The sequence below is a fragment of the Streptomyces sp. SM1 genome (genome assembly GCF_002910825.1).
Taxonomy (GTDB): domain Bacteria; phylum Actinomycetota; class Actinomycetes; order Streptomycetales; family Streptomycetaceae; genus Streptomyces; species Streptomyces okerensis.
Window position 1 is genome coordinate 1 of the sequence record NZ_NEUB01000900.1, and the last position, 1940, is coordinate 1940.

Below are 1940 nucleotides of genomic sequence, written 5' to 3' on the forward strand. Positions count from 1 at the left end.
GGTGTTGGCGGGCCGGGGCGGGATGGCGTCGGTGCCGTTGCCGGTGGACGGCGTTCGGGAGCGGATCGCCTCCTCGGACGGTTGTCTGTCGGTGGCTGCGGTGAACGGGCCTTCCTCCACGGTGGTTTCGGGTGACGTGGACGTGGTGGCGGAGCTGGTGGACGGGTTCGTCGCCGAGGGGGTGCGGGCGCGTCTGATCGAGGTCGACTATGCCTCGCACTCCTCTCATGTGGAGGAGATCCGGGAGCGGTTGCTCGCGGATCTGGTGGGGGTCGCGCCGCGCTCGGGCACGGTGCCGTTCTTCTCGACGGTGACGGGCGGTTGGCTGGACACGAAGGTCCTGGACGCGGAGTACTGGTACCGCAACCTGCGGGAGACCGTCGAGTTCGGCAACGCCACGGACACGCTGCTCGGGGAGGGCTTCCGGTTCTTCGTGGAGCCGAGCGTGCACGCTGTGCTGTCGGTCGCGGTGGGGGAGTCGGTGGAGGCCGCGGGTGTGGACGCCGCGGTGCTGGGGACCTTGCGCCGTGGTGAGGGCGGCCTCGACCAGGTGCTGCGCGCGGTGGGCCGGGCTTGGGAGCGCGGTCTGGCCGTGGACTGGTCGGGGGCGTTCCCGGGGGCGCGGCGCGTCGAGCTGCCGACGTACGCCTTCCAGCGCAGCCGCTACTGGCCCGAGCCGGCGCCCACCACGGCGGCCGATGTGGGTGCGGCCGGGCTCGACCCGGCCCACCACCCCGTCCTCGGGGCTGCCATCGAGCTGGCGGACACGGGCGAACTGCTGCTCAGCGGGCGGCTGTCGCTGCGTACGCACCCCTGGCTCGCCGACCACGCCGTGGCCGGTACGGTCCTGCTTCCCGGGGCGGCCTTCGCGGAACTGGCCGTACGCGCCGCGGACGAGGTCGGCTGCCACACGGTCGAGGATTTGACGCTCCAGGCACCGCTGTTGATACCCGCCGACACCGCCGTACGCCTGCAAGCGCGGGTCGGTGCCGAGGACGCGCACGGCAGCCGCTCCCTGGACCTGTTCTCCTGCCGCGAGGACGCGGCGCCCCCGCAGTGGACCGCGCACGCGACCGGCGCGCTCACCGCTGACGCCACGACGCGCAAGCCCGCGCCCGCACCCGACGACGCCGGCTCCTGGCCCCCGCCCGGGGCCGTCCCGATCCCGGTCGACGACCTGTACGAGCGGTTCGACGCTTCCGGTTACGGCTACGGACCCGCCTTCCGCGGGGTCACCACCGCCTGGCGCCGGGGTGACGAGGTCTTCACCGAGGTGCGCCTGCCCCAGGACCAGCACCGGTCCGCCTCCGCCTTCGGCGTGCACCCGGCGCTGCTGGACGCGGCCCTCCAGGGACTGTTCCTGCGCGCCGATCCGGAGGCCGGACCGGGCCGGGAGCGTCCATCCGCCGGACTGCCGTTCTCCTGGAGCGGAGTCGAGTTGCACGCCTCCGGCGCCACCGCGCTCCGGGTACGGCTCGGCTTCCGGCCGGACGGGTCGGTGTCGATCGACGCGTCCGACCCGAACGGCCTCCCAGTCGTGTCCGTCGAGGCGCTCGCCGTCCGCCCGATCGACCTCGACGCCCTCCGTCCCGGCGGCGGCCCCGAATCCCTCTACCGGCTGGAGTGGTCGGCGGCGCCCGTCGGCGTACCCGGCGACCCGCTCGGACACTGGACCGTCCTCGGCGGCCCGGACCTCTTCCCGGACACCCATCCGGACCTGGCCGCGCTCGCCGCCGCGGTCGACGGCGGAGCGCCGTCGCCCGCCGCGGTGCTGGCCTGGTGCGACCACACCCCGCAGTTCCCGTCCCCGCCCGACGCCGCGTCCGTGCACGCCGCGCTGGACGACGCCTTGCGGCTCGTCCAGGACTGGCTGGCCGACCCGCGGTGGGACGACGGCACCCGGCTCGTCCTCGTCACCCGGGGCGCCGTCGCCACGGCGG

At 74.8% G+C, this 1940-nt stretch carries 1 protein-coding gene (running past one end of the window); it reads left to right on the forward strand.

From position 1 onward, the window contains the following. The coding region annotated (locus B9S61_RS30330; protein ID WP_374936262.1) for an SDR family NAD(P)-dependent oxidoreductase crosses the window boundary (this coding region is incomplete at its 5' end): on the forward strand, positions 1-1940 show 1940 of its 3514 nt. The annotated region continues 1574 nt past the right edge of the window.